Here is a 16,937-nt window from a genome sequence, read left to right as displayed (position 1 = left end):
GGTCTCCGGTATCTTTTGAAAGTGCGTGGGGGAGAGCCCTCGAGCGAGTGCTCTCCCGGTTCGCATGTTGCGTCTATCTGTGCAATGGCGCCTCGGTAATAACGCCTCAGTTGGGCAGTGCGAAGACAGTCAGCGAGCCGCCGAGCTCGGTGTACTGGGCGAGCTCCTTGTAGCCGCCGACGGCGCCGAGGCCTTCGGTGCTCTTCTCGGGGTCGATGCCCGCAGCCATGCCGATGCCGGCCCAGCCGCCAATGCCCGAGAACACGCCGACGTACTGCTTGCCCTTGTGCTCATAGGTGAACACGTTGCCGATGATGCCGGACGGGGTCTTGAACTTGAACAGCTCCTTGTTGATGTCCTTGGCATCCACGCACTTGAGGTAGCCTTCCAGCGTGCCGTAGCAGGAGATCCCGCCCGCGGTGTTCAGCGAACCGCTCCACACCGAGAACTTCTCGGCCTTGGTCTGCACGATCTTGCCGGTGCCCGCATCCCAGGCGATGAAGTTGCCCATGCCGCCATGGCTGCCCGGCGTGGGGTACATCGACAGCGTGGCGCCCACGTACGGCTGGCCTGCCGTGTACTCGACCTTGAACGGCTCATAGTCCATGCAGACGTGGTTCGTCGGCACGTAGAAGAGCTTGGTGTTGGGGTCGTAGGAAGCCGGTTGCTGGTCCTTGCTGCCGAGGGCCGCCGGGCAGATGCCCTTGGTGTTGACGTCGGCGCCGTTCTGCGCGGTGGAGTACTTGGCCACCACCTGCGGCCGGCCGGTCTTCATGTCGACGTGCGTGGCCCAGTTCACCTTGGGGTCGTACTTCTCGGCCACCAGCAGCGCGCCGGTCACGCGGTCCAGCGTGTAGGCGAAGCCGTTGCGGTCGAAGTGCACCAGCGCCTTGGTCGGCTTGCCCTTGACGTTGATGTCCGCCAGGATCATTTCGTTGATGCCGTCGAAGTCCCACTCGTCATAGGGCGTCATCTGGTAGACCCAGTTGACCTTGCCGGTGTCGACGTCGCGCGACCAGATGCTCATGGACCACTTGTTGTCGCCGGGGCGCTGCGAGGGGTTCCAGGTCGACGGGTTGCCGGTGCCGTAGTACACGGCATTGGTCGCCTTGTCGTAGCTGTACCAGCCCCAGGTGGTGCCGCCGCCGATCTTCCACTGGTCGCCCTTCCAGGTCTTCAGCGAAGAGTCCTTGCCCACGGGCGCCATCTTGCCGTCGGTCCAGGTCATGGTCTTGGCCGGGTCCATCAGCATTTCTTCGTCGGGGCCGGTGCTGAAGCCCTTCCACGCCAGCTTGCCGTCCTTGATGTTGTAGGCCGCCAGGAAGCCGCGCACGCCGAACTCGCCGCCGCTGATGCCGGTGATGACCTTGTCCTTGAAGACGTGGGGTGCGTTGGTGTTGGTGGCGCCGACCTTCGGATCGCCGTTCTTCACCGTCCACACCACCTTGCCGGTCTTGCTGTCGAGCGCCACCAGGGTGGTGTCGGCCTGTTGCAGGAAGACCTTTCCTTCCGCATAGGCAAGCCCGCGGTTCACCGTGTCGCAGCACATGACCGCGATCACCGACTGGTCCTGCTTGGGTTCGTACTTCCACAGGATCTTCTGGGTCTCGACGTCGAGTGCGAACACCTTGTTCGGGAACGGCGAGTGCAGGTACATGACGCCATCGACCACCAGGGGCGAACCCTCGTGGCCGCGCAGCACGCCGGTGGAGAAGGTCCACGCGACCTGCATCTTGCCCACGTTGCTCTTGGTGATCTGATTCAACTTGCTGTATCGCTGGTTGAACATATCGCCCGCTTGCGTGGCCCAGTTCTTGGAGTTGGCGATGTTTTTCTCGACGTCGGCATTGGCGAGCGCCAAGGCCGGAAGAGCCAACATCGCGACGCCGATATGCCGTACGAGACGGCCGGCGATCTGCCTGGAAAACTTCATAGATGTCTCCTCACATTTCAGTGGGTTTTGAACATGGTCAATGGCGGCAGCCTGCGGATCTTTCGATCACCTTGGCGAATGCTGCGGTCCGCAACATCCATGCCTGCCGGTTCCAGCGTGGAGCACTTCGGCAGCCGATGCGCGCTCCATGCAAAGACAGGCGGCTCCACTCGGAAGAGGCATGCACGCGGCGGCTTTCGCACAGCACGCGGCGGCGTGCGGCAACGCGGTCCGGACCTAGGGAAATCCCGAGCGTTCGGTGCGCTGGCCGGGGCCGCCCGCCACGCATTGCCGTGGCCCTGCATCGTGTGCGCATCAAATTTGACGCAAAGTGTCTCGCACGGCGTGACGGATGTCGTGCCGGCATGGCGCGCATCGGGCTGCGCAGGCCTTCGCGCGGGCCAACGAATGGCAATGCATCACAGTGAAAACCCTCGACTTCCAGAGGCACGGAATTTGCGGCTCGAAGACAAACGGCCCCTACCATTGAGACACCCAAAGCCCGGCGAATCCCATCGATCTACATGCTGCGAACCATCGACTTAACCAAGCGCTATGGCACGCGCACGGCGCTGCAGTCGTTGTCGCTGCATCTGCCTGCGGGCCAGTTCGTGGCGCTGCTCGGGCCCAACGGCGCGGGCAAGTCGACGCTGTTCCAGGTGCTCACGGGCATGTTCGCGGCCGACGAAGGCGAGGTCGAGGTCGCCGGCCATTCGCTGCGCCGCTCGGCAACGGCGGCGCTGCGGCACATCGGCGTCGTGTTCCAGCAGATGTCGCTCGACCTGGACCTGAGCATCCGGCGCAACCTGCTGTTCCAGGCCGACCTGCACGGCCTGCCGCGCCGGCTTGCGGCCGAGCGCATCGCGTCGGCCTGCGAGCGCCTGAACATCGACGCCAATCTCGACCGCAAGGTGCGCGAGCTCTCGGGCGGCAACCGGCGCAAGGTCGAGCTGGCGCGCGCCGGGCTGCACCGGCCGGCCGTGCTGCTGATGGACGAAGCCACCGTCGGGCTCGACCCCAGGTCGCGCCAGGACCTGCTGGCGGCCCTGCATGCGGACGTGCGCGAGCGCGGCGTGTGCGTGCTGTGGGCCACGCACCGGGTCGAGGAGGCCGAGGAGGCCGACCGCGTGCTGGTGCTGCACAAGGGACAGCTGCTGGCGGACGGCACGCCGGCGCAGGTGGGCCAGAGCCTTGGCGGCGCCACGCTGGAGGCGGGCTTCATCGCGCGCACCGCCTGAACCAAGAACGATCCGAGCCAAAAAGAATGGAGACATCGCATGCCGCAACCCTTCCTGCCCCCGCCTGCGCGCACCCTGGTCCGCGCGGCCGCTAGCGCGCTCGCGCTGGCCGCCGCGAGTGCCGCCGCGCTGGCGCAGGGCACCGCCTATGTGTCGAGCGAAAAGGACAGCGCGCTGACGATGATCGACCTGGCGACCCTGGCCGTGAAGGGCACGATCCCGACCTGCAAGCGCGCGCGCCACATCCAGCTGACGCCCGAGCGCCAGATCATGGTGGCCTGCACCGATTCCAACCAGGCCGACCTGATCGACCCCGCGAGCGGCAAGTCGGTGCGGCGCATTCCGCTGGGCGACGAGCCCGAGGCCTTCGACCTGTCGCCGGACGGCAAGGTCATCTACGTCTCCAACGAGGACGCGGGCGAGGCCAGCTTCATCGACGCGGCCAGCGGCAAGAAGCTGCGCTCGGTCAAGGTGGGCGCGGAGCCCGAAGGCGTCAAGGTCAGCGCCGACGGCAAGACGCTGTACATCACGTCGGAGGTGGCGAGCCTGGTGCACGTGATCGACACGGCCAGCGGCAAGGTCGTGAAGAACATCAAGGTCGGCAAGCGCCCGCGGCGCATGGCCATCACGCCCGACGGCAAGGAGCTCTGGGTCACCAACGAACTGGGCGCGAGCGTCAGCATCGTCTCGACTGCGACGAACGAGGTGATCGACACGCTCAAGTTCGAAGTGAAGGGCGCGCGCGCCGAGGACATCACGCCCGTGGGCATCCAGATGACGAGCGACGGCAAGCGGGCCTTCGTGGGCCTGGGCCGCGCCAACCACGTGGCCTTCGTCGACGTGGCCAGCCGCAAGGTCGGCTCGCTGGTGCTGGTCGGCAAGCGGGCCTGGAACGTCACGCTCGACAAGGCGCAGGCGCGGCTCTACGTGGTCAACGGCTTGAGCGACGACGTGACGGTGGTCGACGTGGCCGGCGCCAAGGCCATCAAGAGCGTTCCGGTAGGGCGCGTGCCCTATGGGCTCGTGATCGTCGAATGAGGATGCGCGCAACGGCTTCCTGGCTGGCGGGCGCGTGGTGGATGGCCGTGGCGCTCGTGGCGCCGGCGGCGGCGGGCGCGGCCGTGCTCAAGGCCACGCTGATCACGCCGGACGACGATCCCCGCCTGGAGCGCTCCCGCGTGGAGCGTGCCTACCTGGGGCACCCGGGCGGTCCGCTTTCCGATGGGCTCGAAGTTGCGCTCGAGGAGACGAAGTTCGAACTCGAGGCCGCCGGCGCCGAAGTGGCGCTGGCCGCCGCGCCTGCCGCGTCCATCGAGGCGGCGCGCGCCGCGGCGGTGGCGGCCGAGAAGAGCGGCGCGGCGGTGCTGCTGACCGACCTGCCCGCCGAATGGACGCTGGCCGTGGCCGATGCCGTGAAGCTGCCGGTGCTGAACCTGGGCGACGCCTCCGACCGGCTGCGCCAGCAGGATTGCCGTGCCCGCATGTTCCACCTGATTCCCAGTGAACGCATGCGCAGCGATGCGCTGGCGCAGACGCTGGTGTCGCGCAAATGGAGCAAGCTGCTCCTGCTGGTGGGCGGCAGCCCGCAGGACGCGCTGCGCGCGGCCACCGTGCAGGCGTCGATCAAGCGCTACGGCCTGCAGGTGGTGGCCAGCAAGCCGTTCAAGCTCTCGGCCGATCCGCGCGAGCGCGACCTCGCCAATCCGCTGCTGCTCACGGCCGGCAACAACTACGACGCCGTGTGGGTGGTCGACAGCGACGGCGAGTTCGCCCGCATGCTGCCCTACCGCACCGTGCTGCCGCGGCCGGTGGTGGGCGACGGCGGGCTGGTGGCGCTGGCCTGGCATGCGCAGTTCGAGCGCTATGGCGCGCCGCAGGTCTCGCGCCGCTTCGCCAAGGCCGCAAAGCGCCCGATGACCGCGCAGGACTGGGCCGCCTGGATGGCCGGCAAGACCCTGGCAGCCGCCGCCATTGCCGCGCCCAAGGGCCCGAACGCGGCCTGGGCCCAGGCCATCGGCAAGAGCACGCTCGACGGCTCCAAGGGCACCAGCCTGAGCTTCCGCGCCTGGGACGGCCAGCTGCGCCAGCCCATGCTGCTGACGGACGGGCAGGGCGTGATCGCGCAGGCGCCGGCCGAAGGCGTGCTGCACCCGCGCAACGTGCTCGACACGCTGGGCGCCGATGCCCCGGAGAAGCTATGTCCGATCGCGCGCTAGAAACCCCCAAGCCCGCGGACGGGCAGGCCGAACCGCTGGCGCGGCGCGGCATGGGCCACGCGCTGCAGGCGATGCGCGCGATCATGCTGCGCGAGCTCTACAAGTTCTCGCAGCAGACCGGGCGGCTGGTGTCGGCGCTGGTGCGGCCGCTCCTGTGGCTGGCGGTGTTCGCGGCCGGTTTCCGCAACGTCTTCGGCGTGGCGATCGTCGAGCCCTATGACACCTACATTCCCTACGACGTCTACATCGTGCCGGGGCTGGTCGGCATGGTGCTGCTGTTCAACGGCATGCAGTCGTCGCTGGCCATGGTCTACGACCGCGAGATGGGCCTGATGCGCCTGTTGCTCACCGCGCCGCTGCCGCGGCCCTGGCTCCTGTTCTCCAAGCTCTGCGCCACTGCGCTGCTGTCGGTGCTGCAGGCGTTGGTGTTCGTGGTGGTGGCGGCGCTGATCGGCACCGAGCTGCCGCTGCTGTCGCTCTCGGCCCTGCATGCGCTGGTGGCGCTGGCGGCCGGCGCGCTCATGCTGGGCGCGCTCGGGCTGCTGCTGTCGGTGCACATCAAGCAGCTGGAGAACTTCGCGGGCACGATGAACTTCGTCATCTTCCCGATGTACTTCCTGTCGACCGCGCTCTATCCGCTGTGGAAGCTGCAGGAATCGGGCGCCGAATGGGTGTACCAGCTCGCGCGCTTCAATCCCTTCACCTACGCGGTGGAGTGGGTCCGCTTTGCGCTCTACGGCAAGGACCCGGGCGTGGCGCCCTATGTAGTGCTGGGCTGCCTGGTGGTTTTCTTCGGGCTCGCCTGCTGGGGCTACGACCCGCAGCGCGGCTTCGGCGGCCTTACCAAGCGCGGCGGAGGCGGGCCATGAGCCGGAGGCGGGCCACCACGCGCGGGCAGGGCGGTTCCACCCGGCGCAGTTGGCTGCGCGGCGCCGGCGCGCTGGCGCTGGGCGCGCTGCCCTTGGCCCGGGCGATGGCCTCGACCGAGCCCTTTCCTTCGCGCCCCGTCACGCTGTGGGTGCCCTGGCCCGCGGGCGGGGCCACCGACATCTCGCTGCGGATCCTGGCCGAGCTGGCCTCGGTGCCGCTCGGGCAGCCGGTGCTGACCGAAAACCGCGGCGGCGCCGGCGGCACGCTGGCCATGCCGGTGCTGCAGCAGGCGCGGCCCGACGGCTACACCATCGCCCAGATGCCGCAGCCGGTGTTCCGCGCGCCGCACACGCAGAAGGTGCTGTGGGACCCGATCCGCGACGTGACGCCGATCATCCAGGTGTCCAGCGTCACCTTCGGCATGCTGGTCGCGGCCGGCAGCCCGATGCGCTCGCTCGAAGACATGTTCGCGTTCGCGCGCGCGCGGCCCGGCGAGCTGACCGTTGCCACCAACGGCATCGGCACCACGCCGCACATGGTGCTGGAGACGCTGTTCACGGCACGCGGCCTGCGCTACATCCATGTGCCGTACAAGGGCACGTCCGAGCAGCTCAACGCGATTGCGGGCGGGCAGGTGATGGCCGGCGTCAATTCCACCGGCTTCGGGCCGGCGGTCGATGCGGGCACGCTGCGGCTGCTGGCCATCTTTTCGGGTGAGCGTTCGAAGCGCTGGCCACAGGTGCCCGTGCTGCGCGAGCTGGGCTTCGACATCGTGGCCAAGTCGCCCTACGGGCTGGCGGGGCCGCGCGGCCTGCCGCGCGGCGTGGTGGCGGTGCTGCACGATGCCTTCAAGAAAGCCATGTTCGACCAGCGCTTCAAGGACGAGCTCGCCAAGTACGACCAGGAGGCCGACTACCTCGGCCCGGAGGCCTATGCGCAGTCGTGCCGCGAAATCTTCGCGCAGGAGCGCGCCATCGTCGAAAAGCTGGGCCTCGCGCGCACCGGCACTTGAGGGGGAGAACACCGTGCGCCGATCGAACAAGCCGAGATCCCGCCGCCTGATCGGCCTTGCCGTGGCGGCCGCTGCCTGCCCCATGCCCGGCCAGGCGCAGGAGGCCGCCGCGGCCCAGCCGGGCAGCCTGCCGGCCGTCGAGGTGGTGGCCACCACGCCCGTGCCGGGCATCGAGGTGCCGAAGGACCAGATCTCGTCCAACGTGCAGACCGCCGACGACCGGCACCTGCGCCGCGCGCAGAGCCTGAACCTGCCGGACTTCATGGCCACGCAGCTGCCCAGCGTGAACGTGAACGAGATCCAGGGCAATCCGTTCCAGGTCGACGTGAACTACCGCGGCTTCAGCGCGAGCCCGGTGCTCGGAACGCCCCAGGGCCTGTCGGTGTACCAGGACGGCGTGCGCATCAACGAGCCCTTCGGCGACGTGGTGAACTGGGACCTCATCCCGAAGGCCGCCATCTCGAGCATCACGCTGCTGCCGGGCTCCAACCCGCTGTTCGGCCTCAACACGCTCGGCGGTGCGCTGTCGCTGCAGACCAAGCGCGGCGACACGCATCCGGGCACCGAGCTGGAACTGCAGGCCGGCTCCTTCGGCCGCGTGAGCACGGAGCTCACGCACGGCCGCAAGCTGGCCGAAGGCGGGCACCTGTTCCTTGCGTTCGGCGGCCTCAACGAGGACGGCTGGCGCAACTACTCGCCTTCGCGCGTGCGCCAGCTGTTTGCGAAGGTGGGGCAGGACAGCGGAAAGCTCTCCTGGGACCTGAGCTTCACCCATGGCGACAACCGGATGATCGGCAACGGCCTGCTGCCCGAGTCGATGCTGATGCAGAACCGCAAGCAGGTGTACACGCGGCCCGACCGCACCGAAAACCGCATGTCGATGCTCACGCTCAATGCCAGCTACCGCCTGAGCGACCAGCAGACGATCTCCATGACGGCCTACACGCGGCGCTCGCGCTACAGCACGCTCAACGGCGACCTCAACGACGGTTTCAATCCGCCGGACAACGAAGCCACGGGCGTGGAGAACCGCACCTACACGCGCCAGCGCAGCGAAGGCGTGGCGCTGCAGTCGACCTACACCGCGGGCATTCACCAGCTCACCTTCGGCGCCTCCGTGGACCGCGCGCGCACGCACTTCCGCCAGACCGAGGCCGAGGGCCTGCTCGACTCCACGCGCGCGGTGGTGCCGCAGGAAGAAGCCGAAGTCGATGCGCTGCTCGCGGGCAAGAGCCGCACCGCGAGCATCTATTTTTCCGACCTGGTGAGCCTGCAGCCGAACCTGCAGCTGAGCCTCTCGGGCCGCTACAACGACACCCGCGTGACAACCCGCGACGATGGGCGCGCCTTGCTCGGGCTGTCCACCCGGCTCGATGGCGAAGGCCATTACAAGAAGTTCAATCCCGCCATCGGCCTCACCTGGCAGGCCACGCCGCGGCTCACGGCCTACGCGGGCTGGAGCCAGGGCAGCCGCGCGCCGAGCCCGATCGAGCTCGGCTGCTCCGATCCGGCCAACGCCTGCGTGCTGCCCAATGCGCTGCAGTCCGATCCGCCGCTCAAGCAGGTGGTGTCGCAGACCTTCGAGACTGGACTGCGCGGCACGCTCGAGCCAGGCATGCGGTGGAATGCCTCGGTGTTCCGCACCGTCAACAAGGACGACCTGCTGTTCGTGAGCAGCGGGCTTTCGCGCGGCTACTTCAGCAACTTCGGGCGCACCCTGCGCCAGGGCGTGGAGCTCGGGCTCTCGCAGCAGACCGACCGCGTCGACTGGTCGCTGTCGTACAGCTACCTGCGCGCGAGGTACGACTCGCCGGCCTGCCTGGTGGCCGAAGCCAACAGCAGCGCCGAGACCAGCCCCGCCTGCACCGGCGAGGGCGAGATCGCGGTGCGCCGCGGCGACCGCCTGCCGGGGCTGCCGGCGCATTCGCTCAAGCTCAATGTCGATTGGCGCGTGACGCCCGAGTGGACGCTGGGCGCGCAGTACCGCGTGTATTCGAAGCAGACGGTGCGCGGCAACGAGAACGGACTGCACGCGCCCGACGGGGCCGACTTCAGCGGCAGCGGCCGCATCGGCGGCTACGCGCTGCTCGACCTCACGACGCGCTGGAAGCTCGGGCCCAACGTGGAGCTTTTTGCCAAGGTGGCGAACGTGTTCAACCGGCGCTACGCCACCGCCGGCCAACTGGGCCGCAGCGGCTTCGATGCGAGCGGCGCGGTGCTGGCGCCCGATGCATGGCGCAACGTGCAGTTCGTGGCGCCCGGCGCGCCGCGCGCGGTGTGGATCGGCATGCGGGTGCAACTGGGCGTCTGAACCGGCGCGCCCGAAGGTTCAGGCCGCGCGCCGCACGCTGCGTTTCCTGGCCGCGGTACGCGCCGCCGGCAGCGTGCCGAGCTGCTGCTGGATCTGCGCCTGGCCATGCGTGCGCAAATATTCCTCGAAGGCCAGCGCCACCTGCGGCAATTGCCGCGACGCGAGGTGCATCACGTACCAGTCGCGCACCACCGGGTTGCCCGGCACCGGCAGCACGCCCAGCAGGCCGGCGTTCATCTCGAGCACGCAGGTGTGCATCGACAAGAAGGCAATGCCGAAGCCCGCGGCGCACATCTGCTTGATGGCCTCGTTGCTCGACAGCTCGGAGCCGATGCGCAGCGGCAGGCCGTGGTCCTTGAAGAAGCGCTCGACGGTTGTGCGCGTGCCCGAGCCGCGCTCGCGCACCAGCATGCGCGTGTCCGAGAGCAGGGCGATGCTCGGCTTGGCCGCGGACATCAGCGGGTGTGAAGGCGCCGCCAGAAAGGCCATCGGGTGCTTGGCGAAGGCGCTGGAGTCGGTCTTCAGTTCCGCGGGCGGGCGGCCCATGATGGCGATGTCGATCTCCTGGCCCGCGAGCATGCGCACGATCTCGTCGCGGTTGCCGACCTGCAGCTTGACCTTCACCTTCGGATGCTCCTTGGCGAAGTTCACCAGGATGGGCGGCAGCAGGTATTCGGCCGTGGTGATGGCGCCCACGCGCAAGGTGCCCGAGAACACGCCCTGCAGCATGGCCATTTCGTCGCCGGCCTCGCGCCACAGGTCGAGGATGCGGCCGGCATAGCCCGCCAGCAATTCGCCCGCTTCGGTCAGCCGGATGCCGCGGCCCGTGCGCTGCAAAAGCGGCGTGCCGGCCGACTCCTCGAGTGTGCCGATCTGTATCGACACCGCGGGTTGCGTCAGGTGCATTTCATCTGCAGCAAGTGAAACGCTGCCGAGCCGCGCCACGGCGTGGAAGGTGGCGAGCTGCCTGAAGCTCGCGTGCTTGGAAAGGGGCATCGAGAGATATTAGGTTTGGCAAATGTGAATGTCAAAAGATTTAATTTTTCTTAATCTATCACGCGGCCTACATTCACTTCACCAGACAGCACCACACCCCCTTCTTTTTTCGAGAGGCACTCCATGGGCAACATGAACGAAGCAATCCAGATCACCGACGCCAAGAAGCGCTACTCGGCCGGCGTGCTCAAGTACGCGCAGATGGGCTACTGGGACGGCGACTACGTGCCCAAGGACACGGACATCCTCGCGCTCTTCCGCATCACGCCGCAGGAAGGCGTGGACGCCATCGAGGCCGCCGCGGCCGTGGCCGGCGAATCGTCCACCGCCACCTGGACGGTGGTGTGGACCGACCGACTCACGGCCTGCGACATGTACCGCGCCAAGGCCTACAAGGTGGAGCCGGTGCCCAACAATCCGGGCCAGTATTTCTGCTACGTGGCCTACGACCTCTCGCTGTTCGAGGAAGGCTCGATCACCAACGTGACGGCTTCCATCATCGGCAACGTCTTCAGCTTCAAGCCGCTGAAGGCCGCGCGGCTGGAGGACATGAAGTTTCCGGTGGCCTACGTCAAGACCTTCCCGGGCCCGCCGACCGGCATCGTGGTGGAGCGCGAGCGGCTCGACAAGTTCGGCCGGCCGCTGCTGGGCGCCACCACCAAGCCCAAGCTCGGGCTCTCGGGCCGCAACTACGGCCGCGTGGTGTACGAAGGCCTGCGCGGCGGGCTCGACTTCATGAAGGACGACGAGAACATCAACTCGCAGCCCTTCATGCACTGGCGCGACCGCTTCCTGTTCGTGATGGACGCCGTCAACAAGGCCAGCGCCGCCACCGGCGAGGTCAAGGGCAGCTACCTGAACGTCACGGCCGGCACCATGGAAGAGATGTACCGCCGCGCGCAGTTCGCCAAGGAGCTGGGCTCGGTGATCGTGATGGTCGACCTCGTGATCGGCTACACGGCCATCCAGTCGATGAGCCACTGGTGCCGCCAGAACGACATGATCCTGCACCTGCACCGCGCGGGCCACGGCACCTACACGCGCCAGAAGAACCACGGCGTGAGCTTCCGGGTGATCGCCAAGTGGATGCGCCTCGCAGGCGTGGACCACATCCATGCGGGCACGGCCGTGGGCAAGCTCGAAGGCGACCCGATGACGGTGCAGGGCTACTACAACGTGTGCCGCGACACGCACACCAAGGTCGACCTGCCGCGCGGCATCTACTTCGACCAGGACTGGGGCGCGCTGCGCAAGGTGATGCCGGTGGCCTCGGGCGGCATCCATGCCGGCCAGATGCACCAGCTGCTCGACCTGTTCGGCGACGACGTGGTGCTGCAGTTCGGCGGCGGCACCATCGGCCACCCGCAGGGCATCCAGGCCGGGGCCACGGCCAACCGCGTGGCGCTCGAAGCCATGGTTCTGGCGCGCAACGAAGGCCGCGATATCGCCAACGAGGGGCCGCAGATCCTGCGCGACGCAGCCAAGTGGTGCACGCCGCTGGCAGCCGCGCTCGACACCTGGGGCGAGATCTCCTTCAACTACGCCTCCACCGATACCTCGGACTACGTGCCGACGCCGTCGGTGGCCTGAACCCGCCTTTTCCCAGTTCCAGGAGCAACAGACATGCGAATCACACAAGGCACCTTTTCCTTCCTGCCCGACCTGAGCGACGAGCAGATCAGCCGCCAGGTCGAGTATTGCCTGGGCAAGGGCTGGGCCATCGGCCTCGAATACACCGACGACCCGCATCCGCGCAACACCTTCTGGGAGATGTTCGGCAACCCGATGTTCGACATCAAGGATGCGGCCGGCGTGATGCTCGAACTCGCGGCCTGCCGCAAGACCTTTCCGCAGCAGTACATCCGCGTGACGGCCTTCGATTCGACGCACGGCACCGAGTCGGTCGTGATGTCCTTCATCGTCAACCGGCCGTCGAACGAACCGGGCTTCCGCCTGATCCGCACCGAGGAGCCGGGCCGCACGATCCGCTACAGCCTCGAAAGCTATGCGGTGCAGGCGCGGCCCGAAGGCAGCCGCTACTGATCGAAACCCGCCACACGGAGATTGCCGGAGCCACGCATGGACGCCACCGAAACCCCCGCCACCACGGCCGCCGTCGCGACCGCGCCGAGGCAGCTCTTCGAGTCCTCGGGCGTGAAGGCGCTGCTCGACCAGCTCGATGCCGAGCTGATCGGGCTGGCGCCGGTCAAGGGCCGCATCCGCGACATCGCGGCGCTGCTCCTGATCGACAAGCTGCGCCAGGAACAGGGGCTGCAGTCGCAGCCGCCTTCGCTGCACATGTCGTTCACGGGCAACCCGGGCACCGGCAAGACCACGGTGGCCATGCGCATGGCCGAGGTGCTCAAGCAGCTGGGCTATGTGCGCAAGGGCCACCTGGTGGCGGTGACGCGCGACGACCTGGTGGGCCAGTTCATCGGCCACACGGCGCCCAAGACCAAGGAAGTGATCAAGAAGGCGATGGGCGGCGTGCTGTTCATCGACGAGGCCTACTACCTCTACCGGCCCGAGAACGAGCGCGACTACGGGCAGGAGGCCATCGAAATCTTGCTGCAGGTGATGGAGAACCAGCGCGACGACCTGGTGGTGATTCTTGCGGGCTACAAGGACCGCATGGAGACCTTCTTCGGCAGCAACCCGGGCATGGCCTCGCGCATTGCGCACCACATCGACTTTCCGGACTACAACGAGGCCGAGCTGATGCAGATCGCGCAGCTCATGCTGGGGCGGCTGAACTACAGCTTCGACGACGGCGCGGCCTCCACCTTCTCGCGCTACGTGAGCCTGCGCCGGCAGCAGCCGCACTTTGCCAATGCGCGCTCGATCCGCAACGCGCTCGACCGCATCCGGCTGCGCCACGCCACGCGCCTGTTCGGCAGCGACGCGGCCCTGACGCGCGAGCAGCTCTGCACGCTGCAGGCGCAGGACATCCTGGCCAGCCGCGTCTTCCATCCGGCGGCGGAGGCCGCGCAGGCCGAAGGAGAAAAGAGATGAGCATCGAAGCCCTGGTCTTCGACGTCGACGGCACCCTGGCCGACACCGAGGAAGTGCATCGCATGGCCTTCAACCTGGCGTTCGAGCAGCTCGGGCTCGGCTGGCATTGGAGCCAGGCCGAATACCGCGCGCTGCTGGCGATCACGGGCGGCAAGGAGCGCATGAAGGCCTATGTCGATTCGCTGCCGCTCGGCGCATCCGAGAAGAAGCGGCTGCATGAACGCGTGCCGGCCATCCATGCGGCCAAGACGCAGCACTACACCGACATCGCGCGGCGCGGCGGCATCGAGCTGCGCACCGGCGTGCTGCGCTTCCTGGAGGAGGCCCAGCGCGCCGGCCTGCGCCTGGCCATTGCCAGCACCACCACGGCCGTCAACATCGACGCGCTGCTGCAGGCCACGCTGGGCCCGCGCGGCCTCACGATGTTCGACGTGATCGCCTGCGGCGACCAGGTGCGCGCGAAAAAACCCGCCTCCGACATCTACCTGCTGGCGCTCGACACGCTGGGCGTGCCGCCCGAGCGCGCCATCGCCATCGAAGACTCGCCCAATGGCCTGCGCTCGGCGCTTGGTGCCGGGCTCTGGACGCTGGTCACGCCCACCTTCTGGACCGAGGGCAGCGACTTCAGCGGCGCCGGCCTGGTGCTGCCGAGCCTGGGCGACCCCACCCAGCCGCTGCCCGGCGAGCCCGGCGGGCGCCTCGAATCCGCGGCGTGGCTCGGCATCGACGAGCTGTTGCAAATGGCCACGGTGGCCCCGCCCTTGAATGCCGTGCAGGCGCTTTACCGCGAGAACTCCTAGATGCAGAACACAAGAAACGCCATGCGCATCGCGCCCAGCCTGCTGTCGGCCAACTTTGCGCGGCTCGGCGAAGAGGTCTCGGCGGTCATCGAGGCCGGTGCCGACCTGATCCATTTCGATGTCATGGACAACCACTATGTTCCAAATCTGACAATCGGTCCGCTGGTCTGCGAGGCCATCAAGCCCTATGCGACGGTGCCGATCGACGTGCACCTGATGGTCAAGCCGGTCGATGCGCTGATCCCGATGTTCGCGCAGGCCGGCGCCTCGATCATCTCCTTCCACCCCGAGGCCAGCGAGCACATCGACCGCACGATCCGGCTGATCCGGGACAGCGGCTGCAAGGCCGGCCTGGTGCTCAACCCCGCCACGCCGCTCGCGGTGCTCGACCATGTGCTGGACCAGCTCGACCTGGTGCTGCTGATGTCGGTCAACCCGGGCTTCGGCGGCCAGAGCTTCATCGAGAGCGTACTGCCGAAGATCGAGGCGGTGCGCCGCCGCATCGATGCGAGCGGGCGCGAGATCTGGCTGGAGGTCGATGGCGGCGTGAAGCCCGACAACGCCGCGCGCGTCGGCGCCGCCGGGGCCGACACGCTGGTGGCGGGCTCGGCCGTGTTCAACGGCGGCCGCTACCGCGAAGCGATTGGCGCCATCCGCGCAGCGGCGCTGCAGGGCCGCGAGTCCATGGAAGGGCGTCCCGCATGACGAAAGAAGAGCTGTGCGGCATCGATGCGATCGCCTTCGATCTCGACGGCACGCTGGTCGACAGCGCGCCCGACATCCGGCAGGCGCTGAACCTCGCGCTCGACGAAGCCGGGCTCGCCTGCTTCGAGCTGGACACCGTGCGCGCATGGATCGGCGACGGCCCCGACGCGCTGATCCTGCAGGCGCTGCGCGAGCACGGCCTCGGCGGCAGCGAGGCGCTGCGCGGCCGGCTGCGCAAGTCCTTCGATGCCGCCACGCTGGCGGCGCCACTGAAGTTCGGCAGCGTGTTCGAGGGCATCGCCGCACTCGTCTCCGGCCTGCGCCGCACGCTGCCGATGGTGGTGGTCACGAACAAGCCCACGCCGCTGGCACGCGCCGTGCTGGATGCAGCCGGTCTGCTGCCGGCAATGGCGGGGGTCCATGGCGCCGACACCGCGGCGCAGCGCAAGCCCGCGCCGCTCCTGCTGCAGGCCGCGGCGCGCCAGCTGGGCGTGGAACCCGCGCGCCTGCTGATGGTGGGCGACGGCCCGGCCGACCTGCTCGCGGCGCAGGCCGCAGGCTGTCCGGCGGCGCTGGTGGCCTGGGGCTATGGCGGCCATGCGGCGGGGAATGCGGCTGAAGCGGCGCGCGCGTGGCGCGTCTCGACGCCGCAGCAGCTGCTGTTGAGGGCATGCGAGTCGCGCGCTGCATTCCGCCGAGACGAAGAAACGACGACCCGGATTTTTTGATTCAACCAGGAGACGATCATGCCCATTGCAGGCAAGGCCACGCTGACCCAGTACATCATCGAGGAGCGCCGCCGCCACCCCGGTGCCACGGGCGCGCTCAACGCGCTCATCACCGACGTCTCCCTCGCCTGCAAGGCAATCTCGCGCAAGGTGGCGCTCGGCGCCCTGGGCGACGTGCTCGGCAGCGCGAGCACGCAGAACGTGCAGGGCGAGGAACAGAAGACGCTCGACGTGCTGAGCAACGACATGTTCCTGCGCGCCAACGAGTGGGGCGGCCACGTGGCGGGCATGGTCTCGGAAGAGATGGAAGAGCCCTACCTGCCGCCGCAGCAGCAGTATCCGCGCGGCAAGTACCTGCTGCTGTTCGATCCGCTCGACGGTTCGTCGAACATCGACGTCAACGTGGCGGTGGGCAGCATCTTCTCGATCCTGCGCGCGCCCACGCCCGAGGCCGACGCCAAGCCTGAAGACTTTTTGCAGCCCGGCACCGAGCAGGTCGGCGCCGGCTATGCGATCTACGGCCCCTCGACCATGCTGGTGCTGACGCTGGGCAACGGCACGCACGCCTTCACGCTCGATCCGCAACTGGGCGAATGGGTGCTGAGCCATCCGAACCTGAGCATTCCGCGGCAGACCAGCGAGTTCGCGATCAACGCGTCGAACAGCCGCTTCTGGGAGCCGGCCGTGAAGCGCTACGTCGACGAATGCCTGGCCGGCAAGGAAGGCCCGCGCGGCATCGACTTCAACATGCGGTGGATCGCCTCGCTGGTGGCCGAGACGCACCGCATCCTGATGCGCGGCGGCGTCTTCATGTACCCGCGCGACAGCAAGGAATCGGGCCGCGACGGCCGCCTGCGGCTGCTCTACGAGGCCAATCCGATCTCGTTTTTGATCGAACAGGCCGGCGGCATGGCCAGCACCGGCCGGCGCCGCCTGATGGCGGTCGAGCCGGAGTCGATCCACCAGCGCATCGGCTTCGTCTTCGGCTCGTCCGACGAGGTGGCACGCGTGGAGGCCTACCACAGCGAGGAGCCGCAGGACACCTACCAGGCGCCGCTGTTCGGCAAGCGCGGCCTGTTCGCGACCGCAGCCTGAACCACGAGGCCCCGCCGCCCG

Annotated in this window: 15 protein-coding genes; 13 read left to right on the top strand and 2 right to left on the bottom strand. The window is 68.1% G+C overall.

Annotated features, from left to right (window positions below; genetic code table 11):
- Positions 1-106: 106 nt before the first annotated feature.
- Positions 107-1,879: a methanol/ethanol family PQQ-dependent dehydrogenase gene (locus tag AC1DSC_RS08785; protein WP_370880671.1), complete on the bottom strand. Its 1,773-nt coding sequence runs from the start codon at positions 1,877-1,879 to the stop codon at positions 107-109.
- Positions 1,880-2,457: 578 nt separating this feature from the next.
- Between AC1DSC_RS08785 and AC1DSC_RS08780 the strand changes: the two genes are divergently transcribed.
- The 6 genes from AC1DSC_RS08780 to AC1DSC_RS08755 are packed head-to-tail and all read left to right on the top strand — an operon-like array spanning position 2,458 to position 9,580.
- Positions 2,458-3,171 carry an ABC transporter ATP-binding protein gene (locus tag AC1DSC_RS08780; protein WP_012748139.1) on the top strand — a complete coding sequence of 238 codons (714 nt, stop codon included), beginning with the start codon at positions 2,458-2,460 and terminating at the stop codon, positions 3,169-3,171.
- Between the two features lie 39 nt (positions 3,172-3,210).
- Positions 3,211-4,209, top strand: coding sequence for a PQQ-dependent catabolism-associated beta-propeller protein (locus tag AC1DSC_RS08775; protein WP_412511069.1), 999 nt, complete (start codon positions 3,211-3,213; stop codon positions 4,207-4,209).
- Positions 4,206-5,387 carry a type 1 periplasmic-binding domain-containing protein gene (locus AC1DSC_RS08770; RefSeq protein WP_436287787.1) on the top strand — a complete coding sequence of 394 codons (1,182 nt, stop codon included), beginning with the start codon at positions 4,206-4,208 and terminating at the stop codon, positions 5,385-5,387. The genes AC1DSC_RS08775 and AC1DSC_RS08770 overlap by 4 nt, the downstream gene beginning before the upstream one ends.
- A complete protein-coding gene (locus AC1DSC_RS08765) occupies positions 5,369-6,256 on the top strand; it encodes an ABC transporter permease (RefSeq protein WP_018904567.1) in 888 nt (295 codons plus the stop codon). Before AC1DSC_RS08770 ends, AC1DSC_RS08765 begins: the two co-directional genes overlap by 19 nt.
- Entirely contained in the window at positions 6,253-7,269 is a 1,017-nt protein-coding gene (locus tag AC1DSC_RS08760) for a tripartite tricarboxylate transporter substrate binding protein (protein WP_436287786.1), read from the top strand. Before AC1DSC_RS08765 ends, AC1DSC_RS08760 begins: the two co-directional genes overlap by 4 nt.
- Before the next feature lie 13 nt (positions 7,270-7,282).
- Positions 7,283-9,580, top strand: coding sequence for a TonB-dependent receptor (locus AC1DSC_RS08755; protein WP_436287785.1), 2,298 nt, complete (start codon positions 7,283-7,285; stop codon positions 9,578-9,580).
- Between the two features lie 18 nt (positions 9,581-9,598).
- On the opposite strand, the gene AC1DSC_RS08750 is transcribed toward AC1DSC_RS08755, so the two are convergent.
- The gene (locus AC1DSC_RS08750) at positions 9,599-10,576 is read right to left on the bottom strand and encodes a LysR family transcriptional regulator (protein WP_012748133.1); all 978 of its coding nucleotides are present in this window, start codon (positions 10,574-10,576) and stop codon (positions 9,599-9,601) included.
- A 132-nt stretch (positions 10,577-10,708) separates the two neighbouring features.
- Between AC1DSC_RS08750 and AC1DSC_RS08745 the strand changes: the two genes are divergently transcribed.
- Genes AC1DSC_RS08745 through AC1DSC_RS08715 form a run of 7 tightly spaced genes read left to right on the top strand, consistent with a single transcriptional unit; the run spans position 10,709 to position 16,916 of the window.
- Positions 10,709-12,166 (top strand): form I ribulose bisphosphate carboxylase large subunit, encoded by a 1,458-nt coding sequence (locus AC1DSC_RS08745; RefSeq protein ID WP_310649298.1) that lies wholly within the window; start codon positions 10,709-10,711, stop codon positions 12,164-12,166.
- Between the two features lie 33 nt (positions 12,167-12,199).
- Complete coding sequence (locus tag AC1DSC_RS08740) at positions 12,200-12,619, top strand: ribulose bisphosphate carboxylase small subunit (protein ID WP_012748131.1); 420 nt, start codon at positions 12,200-12,202, stop codon at positions 12,617-12,619.
- A gap of 36 nt (positions 12,620-12,655) precedes the next feature.
- On the top strand, positions 12,656-13,588 hold the full coding sequence (gene cbbX / locus AC1DSC_RS08735) for a CbbX protein (RefSeq protein WP_018904562.1): 933 nt from the start codon (positions 12,656-12,658) through the stop codon (positions 13,586-13,588).
- Complete coding sequence (locus tag AC1DSC_RS08730) at positions 13,585-14,388, top strand: HAD-IA family hydrolase (protein ID WP_436287784.1); 804 nt, start codon at positions 13,585-13,587, stop codon at positions 14,386-14,388. The genes cbbX and AC1DSC_RS08730 overlap by 4 nt, the downstream gene beginning before the upstream one ends.
- Positions 14,389-15,093, top strand: a complete 705-nt coding sequence (gene rpe, locus AC1DSC_RS08725) for a ribulose-phosphate 3-epimerase (protein ID WP_436287783.1) — start codon at positions 14,389-14,391, stop codon at positions 15,091-15,093.
- The gene (locus tag AC1DSC_RS08720) at positions 15,090-15,821 is read left to right on the top strand and encodes an HAD-IA family hydrolase (RefSeq protein ID WP_436044164.1); all 732 of its coding nucleotides are present in this window, start codon (positions 15,090-15,092) and stop codon (positions 15,819-15,821) included. The genes rpe and AC1DSC_RS08720 overlap by 4 nt, the downstream gene beginning before the upstream one ends.
- 18 nt (positions 15,822-15,839) lie before the next feature.
- A complete protein-coding gene (locus AC1DSC_RS08715; protein WP_047782866.1) occupies positions 15,840-16,916 on the top strand; it encodes a class 1 fructose-bisphosphatase in 1,077 nt (358 codons plus the stop codon).
- Positions 16,917-16,937: the final 21 nt, after the last annotated feature.

The organism is Variovorax sp. 01N425 (assembly GCF_056399465.1).
Note: the sequence above shows the minus strand (reverse complement) of the source record. Positions and strands in the feature narration are given on the sequence as shown.

Coding starts and splice junctions, on each gene's coding strand:
- AC1DSC_RS08785 (WP_370880671.1), bottom strand. CDS start 1,879: ATGTTGGCTCTTCCGGCCTTGGCGCTCGCCAATGCCGACGTCGAGAAA.
- AC1DSC_RS08780 (WP_012748139.1), top strand. CDS start 2,458: ATGCTGCGAACCATCGACTTAACCAAGCGCTATGGCACGCGCACGGCG.
- AC1DSC_RS08775 (WP_412511069.1), top strand. CDS start 3,211: ATGCCGCAACCCTTCCTGCCCCCGCCTGCGCGCACCCTGGTCCGCGCG.
- AC1DSC_RS08770 (WP_436287787.1), top strand. CDS start 4,206: ATGAGGATGCGCGCAACGGCTTCCTGGCTGGCGGGCGCGTGGTGGATG.
- AC1DSC_RS08765 (WP_018904567.1), top strand. CDS start 5,369: ATGTCCGATCGCGCGCTAGAAACCCCCAAGCCCGCGGACGGGCAGGCC.
- AC1DSC_RS08760 (WP_436287786.1), top strand. CDS start 6,253: ATGAGCCGGAGGCGGGCCACCACGCGCGGGCAGGGCGGTTCCACCCGG.
- AC1DSC_RS08750 (WP_012748133.1), bottom strand. CDS start 10,576: ATGCCCCTTTCCAAGCACGCGAGCTTCAGGCAGCTCGCCACCTTCCAC.
- AC1DSC_RS08745 (WP_310649298.1), top strand. CDS start 10,709: ATGAACGAAGCAATCCAGATCACCGACGCCAAGAAGCGCTACTCGGCC.
- AC1DSC_RS08740 (WP_012748131.1), top strand. CDS start 12,200: ATGCGAATCACACAAGGCACCTTTTCCTTCCTGCCCGACCTGAGCGAC.
- cbbX (WP_018904562.1), top strand. CDS start 12,656: ATGGACGCCACCGAAACCCCCGCCACCACGGCCGCCGTCGCGACCGCG.
- AC1DSC_RS08730 (WP_436287784.1), top strand. CDS start 13,585: ATGAGCATCGAAGCCCTGGTCTTCGACGTCGACGGCACCCTGGCCGAC.
- rpe (WP_436287783.1), top strand. CDS start 14,389: ATGCAGAACACAAGAAACGCCATGCGCATCGCGCCCAGCCTGCTGTCG.
- AC1DSC_RS08720 (WP_436044164.1), top strand. CDS start 15,090: ATGACGAAAGAAGAGCTGTGCGGCATCGATGCGATCGCCTTCGATCTC.
- AC1DSC_RS08715 (WP_047782866.1), top strand. CDS start 15,840: ATGCCCATTGCAGGCAAGGCCACGCTGACCCAGTACATCATCGAGGAG.